The 6,110-nt window shown below is 68.8% G+C and carries 3 protein-coding genes; 2 read left to right on the top strand and 1 reads right to left on the bottom strand.

Annotation, left to right across the window (positions count from 1 at the left end):
* Positions 1–4: 4 nt before the first annotated feature.
* Together VF794_RS09390 and VF794_RS09395 are read left to right on the top strand one after the other, a co-directional pair.
* Entirely contained in the window at positions 5–2,098 is a 2,094-nt protein-coding gene (locus VF794_RS09390; RefSeq protein WP_331108917.1) for a M13 family metallopeptidase, read from the top strand.
* A 97-nt stretch (positions 2,099–2,195) separates the two neighbouring features.
* Positions 2,196–4,430 (top strand): prolyl oligopeptidase family serine peptidase, encoded by a 2,235-nt coding sequence (locus VF794_RS09395; protein ID WP_331108913.1) that lies wholly within the window; start codon positions 2,196–2,198, stop codon positions 4,428–4,430.
* Positions 4,431–4,490: 60 nt separating this feature from the next.
* Here VF794_RS09395 and VF794_RS09400 read toward each other — a convergent pair.
* The coding region (locus tag VF794_RS09400; RefSeq protein WP_331108915.1) for a hypothetical protein at positions 4,491–6,110 on the bottom strand (1,620 nt) is incomplete at its 5' end.

Genomic DNA, 6,110 nt, shown 5'->3' on the forward strand with positions numbered 1-6,110 from the left:
CCGCATGAAGTTCCTCCGTCACGCCTGGGCCCCAGGTACGCTCAGCGCCTGCCTCCTTCTGGGATGCACGGCCACCTCGCGCAACACCCAGGCGGACGCGACCACGCAGCCGCCGCCGCCCGTGGCCGCCCAGGCCCCCCAGACGCGGGCCCTGGGCGTCGACACGAAGAACTTCGACTCCAGCGTCCGCCCCCAGGATGACTTCTTCCGCTACGTCAACGGCACGTGGCTGAAGACGGCGCAGATGCCCGCGGACAAGGCCCGTTATGGCTCGTTCATCGAGCTGCGGGACAAGAGCGAGGCCGCCCTGCGCGTCATCATCGAGGAGGCCGCCGCCGTCCAGGAGCGCAAGGCCGGCACCGACACGCAGAAGGTCGGCGACCTCTACGAGAGCTTCATGGACACGGCGCGCATCGAGTCGCTCGGTCTCGAGCCGGTGCGCGCTGACCTCAACCGCATCGCGGCGCTCAAGGACAAGAAGGAGCTGCCGGAGCTGTTCGCCACGCTGGCGCGCATGGGCATCCCGACGCCGCTCGCCGTCTACGTGGGCCAGGACGCGAAGCAGGCCACCCGCTACATCGCCCACGCCAGCCAGAGCGGCCTGGGTCTGCCGGATCGCGACTACTACTTCAAGCAGGAGCCGCGCTTCGTCGAGACGCGCGCCGCCTACCTCACCTATATCGAGACGCTGTTGCGGCTCGCGGGTGAGAAGGATCCGGCCGGGGCGGCCAAGGCCATCCTGGCCCTGGAGACCGCGCTCGCCGAGAAGCACTGGGACCGCGTGAGCAACCGCGACCGCGAGGCCACCTACAACCTCAAGAGCGTGGCCGAGCTGGACGCGCTCACCCCGAGCTTCTCCTGGGCGCGCTACCTCAAGGCCCTGGAGGCGGAGCAGACGCCGGCCGTCGTCGTCCGCCAGCCGGACTACTTCCAGGCCCTGGACAAGGTGCTGGCCAGCACGCCGCTGCCCACGCTCAAGCAGTACCTCTCCTTCAAACTGCTGGACAGGTCCGCGCCCCTGCTGAGCAGCCCCTTCGAGCAGGCCGAGTTCTCCTTCCGCGGCAAGACGCTCCAGGGTCTCCAGGAGAACCGTCCCCGCTGGAAGCGCGGCGTGGAGGCGGTGGACGGCGCGCTGGGCGAGGTGGTCGGCCGGCGCTACGTGGAGCGCCACTTCAGCCCCGAGAGCAAGGCGCGCATGCAGGAGCTGGTGAAGAACCTGCGCGTGGCCTTCGAGAAGGGCATCGACCAGTTGGAGTGGATGAGCCCCGACACCAAGACCCAGGCCAAGGCCAAGCTGGCGAAGTTCAACGTGAAGATCGGCTACCCGGAGAAGTGGCGGGACTACGCCGCGCTCACCATCGCCAAGGACGACCTGCTGGGCAACGTGCGGCGTGCCACCCTGTTCGAGGTCCGCCGCAACGTGGGCAAGCTGGGCAAGCCCATCGACCGGCTCGAGTGGGGCATGACGCCGCAGACGGTGAACGCCTCCTACAGCTCGACGATGAACGAGATCGTCTTCCCGGCCGCCATCCTCCAGCCGCCGTTCTTCAACCCCGAGGCGGATGACGCCACCAACTACGGCGCCATCGGCGGCGTCATCGGGCACGAGATCAGCCACGGCTTCGACGACCAGGGCAGCCGCTCGGATGGTGACGGCAACCTGCGCGACTGGTGGACCGAGACGGACAAGGCCGCCTTCCAGCAGCGCACCGGCATGCTGTCCGACCAGTACGCCGCCTTCAGCCCGATCCAGGGGATGAACGTCAACGGCAAGCTCACCCTGGGTGAGAACATCGGCGACTTGAGCGGCCTGACCGTGGCCTTCAATGCCTACAAGGTGTCGCTGGGCGGCCAGGAGGCCCCCACCATCGAGGGCTTCACCGGGGATCAGCGCTTCTTCCTCGGCTGGGCCCAGGTGTGGCGCACGCTGCACCGCGACGATGCGCTGCGGCAGATCCTCCTCACGGATACGCACTCGCCCGGCGAGTACCGGGTGAACGGCGTGGTGCGCAACATGCCCGAGTTCTACTCCGCCTTCGGGGTGAAGGAGGGCGACGGCGCGTACCTGCCTCCCGAGAAGCGCGTGAAGGTCTGGTGAACTTGAAGTGAAGGCGCGCCCCGGGGGCGTGTCCGACGCGGCGAGTCATGCGCCGTCTCGGAAATACGCCCCCGGGCTGGTAGGTTCGCGCGCCACCATGAGAATCCGCTCTCTTTCCGCCGCCGCGTGCGCCCTCTGGCTCACGCACTGCAGCCACGCTCCGACGCAGCTGGAGGCCCAGGCCCCCCATGCTCCCGCTCCGAGCGCCACCCCGTCCGCCGCCCCCGCCTCCAAGGCGAGCCCCGCGCCCGAGCGTCTGGCCTACCCGGTCGCGCGCAAGGACAACGTGGTGGACGACTACCACGGCACCCAGGTCGCCGACCCGTACCGCTGGCTGGAGAACCCGGACTCTCCCGAGTCCCGCCAGTGGATCGAAGCGCAGAACCAGCTCACCTTCGGCTATCTGGAGAAGATCCCCCTCCGGGCGCAGATCAAGCAGCGGATGACCGAGCTGTGGGACTACGAGAAATATGGCGTGCCCTTCCACGAGGGCAGCCGCTACTTCTTCTTCCGCAACAACGGCCTCCAGAGTCAGTCGGTGCTCTTCACCACCGACGCGCTCGACGCCGAGCCCCGCATGCTGCTCGACCCGAACACGCTGTCCGCGGATGGCACCGTGGCCCTCTCGGGCACGGCCGTCACCTCCGATGGCAACCTGCTCGCGTACGGTGTGGCCGCCGCCGGCAGTGACTGGAAGGAGATCCGCGTGCGTGACGTGCGCACGGGCAAGGACCTGCCGGACGTCGTCAAGTGGGTGAAGTTCTCCGGGGCCTCCTGGACCAAGGACGGCAAGGGCTTCTTCTACAGCCGCTATGACGAGCCGAAGGCCGGCGAGGCGCTGAGCGGCGCCAACTACTTCCAGAAGCTCTACTTCCACAAGCTGGGCACGCCGCAGAGCGAGGACACCCTCGTCTACGAGCGCAAGGACCAGAAGGAGTGGGGCTTCGGCGGCTTCGTCACCGAGGACGGGCGCTACCTCCTCATCCAGGTCTCGCGCGGCACCGAGCGCAAGAACCTCGTCTTCTACAAGGACCTGAAGGATCCCAAGGCCCGGGTCGTCGAGCTGCTGCGCGACTGGGATGGGCAGTACAGCTACATCGGCAACGACGGCACGACGTTCTGGTTCGAGACGGACCTGGACGCTCCGCGGGGCCGCGTCGTCGCCATCGACCTGCGCAAGCCGGAGCGCAAGAGCTGGAAGGAGATCATCCCCCAGGGCGAGGAGACGCTGTCGGGCGTGAGCTTCGTCAACGACCAGTTCATCGTCGACGTGCTGAAGGACGCCCACGCGCAGGTGCGGCTGTACTCGCGCGAGGGCAAGTCCTTGGGCGAGGTGGCGCTGCCCGGCCTGGGCTCCGTCTACGGCTTCGGCGGCAAGCGCAAGGACACCGAGACCTTCTACGGCTACGCCAGCTTCAACACGCCGACGACCATCTACCGGTATGACCTGAAGACCGGCCAGAGCCAGGTGTTCAAGGCGCCGACGGTGAAGTTCGATCCGTCGCAGTACGAGACGACGCAGGTCTTCTACACGAGCAAGGACGGCACCCGCGTCCCCATGTTCATCAGCCACAAGAAGGGGCTGAAGCTGGACGGGACGAACCCCACGATGCTCTACGGCTACGGCGGCTTCAACGCCTCGATGACGCCGAGCTTCAGCGTGGCCAACCTGGTGTGGATGGAGCAGGGCGGCGTCTACGCCCAGGCCAACCTGCGCGGCGGTGGTGAGTACGGCCGTGAGTGGCACCAGGCGGGCACGAAGCTGAAGAAGCAGAACGTCTTCAACGACTTCATCGCCGCCGCCGAGTGGCTCATCTCCAACCAGTACACCTCGTCCTCACGGCTGGCGATCAGCGGCCGCTCCAACGGAGGTCTGCTGGTGGGCGCCGCGGTGACGCAGCGTCCGGAGCTGTTCGGCGTGGCCCTGCCGGGCGTGGGCGTCATGGACATGCTGCGCTTCCACAAGTTCACCATCGGCTGGGCGTGGACGAGCGACTACGGCTCCTCGGAGAACCCCGAGGAGTTCAAGGCCCTCCATGCGTACTCGCCGGTGCACAACCTGAAGCCCCAGCGCTACCCGGCCATGCTCGTCCACACCGCGGACCATGACGACCGCGTGGTGCCCGGTCACAGCTTCAAGTTCACCGCGGCCGCCCAGGCGGCGCAGGCCGGCGAGGCCCCGGTGCTCATCCGCATCGAGACCAAGGCGGGCCACGGCGCGGGCAAGCCCACCGGGAAGATCATCGAGGAGTACACCGACCTGTGGGCCTTCTCTCTGGCCCAGATGGGGCTGGCCGGCGGGCAGACCGTGGCGGCCGATCAGTCGCGCTGAGCCTCGTGTGTCGAAGCGGGCGGGCATCCCGGCACGAGCCCGGGTGTCCGCCCGTTTGGATCATTGACGAGGGACCGACGGAGGAGGCTCCGAAGCAGTCACCTCGGTGAGCGCGCCCAGGAGTCGGTGGGTCCGCGTGCGCTCTTCCGCGAGGCCGCTCCTGTCGTAGATGACGAGGGCCTGCTCCAGGTGGGCTCGCGCCGTCGCGACCTCGCCTCGGGCGACCTGAAGCTCGGCCCAGATGACGTGCGTGTGGGCCTCCTCGAGCCGCAGCTCTCCGGCCACGAAGAGCTCCAGGCTGGCGAGGAGGTGGCTCTCGGCCTCGTCCCACTCCCCCCTCGCGGCGAGCGTCTGCCCCAGGATGCGCTCCGCGAGGGCCTCGGCGAAGATGCCTCCCGCGCCCCGGGCCTCCGTGATGGCCTGGTTGGCCTGCTCCACCGCCTCGGACAAGCGCCCCGTGCGCAGCGCCATCTCGGCGTCGCTCGTGGCGAACCAGTCCCTGCACAGCAGTTGCTCGCCCACGCCCTCCATCAGCGACTGACGCCGGGCCACGCTCGCCGCCGCCTCCTCGTACATGCCCAGGCGGATCCTCGCCCAGGCCTGGAGCCCCACGGCCAGGTACGTCAGCACCCGATCTCCGGACTGCTCCGCCGCCGCCATGGCCGCGTTGCTGGCCTCGAGCATGTGCGGCAAGTCCCGGCCGAACATGTAGATGTTGCCCAGCGTGAGGTGGCAGAAGGCCAGGCCCGTGAGGTCGTTCGCCTCCCGCGCGCGCGCGAGCGCCCGCCCATGCTCGGCCAGCCCGGCCTGGTACTGGCCGATGGCCGCGAGCGCGAAGGAGCGGAAGCCCACCGTCCAGAGCCAGTTCACCCACTCGCCCGAGCGCTCCAGGGGCCCGATGGCCTGCGCCAGCAGCCGCTCGGCCTGGCCGAAGTGGCCCTGGAGGGCCAACACCCGCCCCATCATGAAGGAGGGGATGGCGAGCAGGGCCTCGTCCTTCGTGCCCTGGCACTCCAGCAGGACGCGCTGGAAGTAGCCCATGGCCTCGTCATAGGCGCCCTGGTAGACGAGCAGCCGCCCGATCCAATAGTGCACGCGCGCCAGCCGCTCCTGGTCGAGCTCCTCTCCGGTGGCGCGCAGGCTCCAGAGGACCTTCTCCGCCTCCTCCATCCGCTGACGGTTGCGCTCCGGGGACACCGCGACGAAGGACACACTCACCAGCTTGATGGTCAGGTCCACCCGCTGCCGCTGGTGCTCCTGGGTATCGGACAGGTGCGAGAGGGCCTCCAGGGCCTTCGTGTAGTGCTCCCGCGCCTCGGCGTGGGCGTAGAGCCGGGCCGCGGCATCCCCGGCCGCCAGCAGGTGGGTGACGGCCCGCTCCCAGGCCCCGCCCCGCAGGTAGTGGCCGCCGATGACGCTGCGCAGCTCGCTCGCCCTGTCGAGGAAGAGCGACTCCAGCGCCTCGCCCACCTGGCGGTGCATCTCCCGGCGGCGCGACGCCAGCAGGCTCTGGTAGGCCATGTCCTGCGTGAGCGCGTGCTTGAACATGTACTCGAGCTCGGGGGTGCGCGCCCGCTCGCGGATGATGTCCTCGCGCTCCAGGTGTCCCAGGTCGGCGTCCACGCTCGCCGTATGCCGGGCGATGTGCATGAGGACGCGGTAGGGGAACACGCGGCCGAT

Origin of the sequence: Archangium sp. (assembly GCF_036389735.1) — a bacterium.
In the GTDB taxonomy this organism is placed as follows: domain Bacteria; phylum Myxococcota; class Myxococcia; order Myxococcales; family Myxococcaceae; genus Archangium.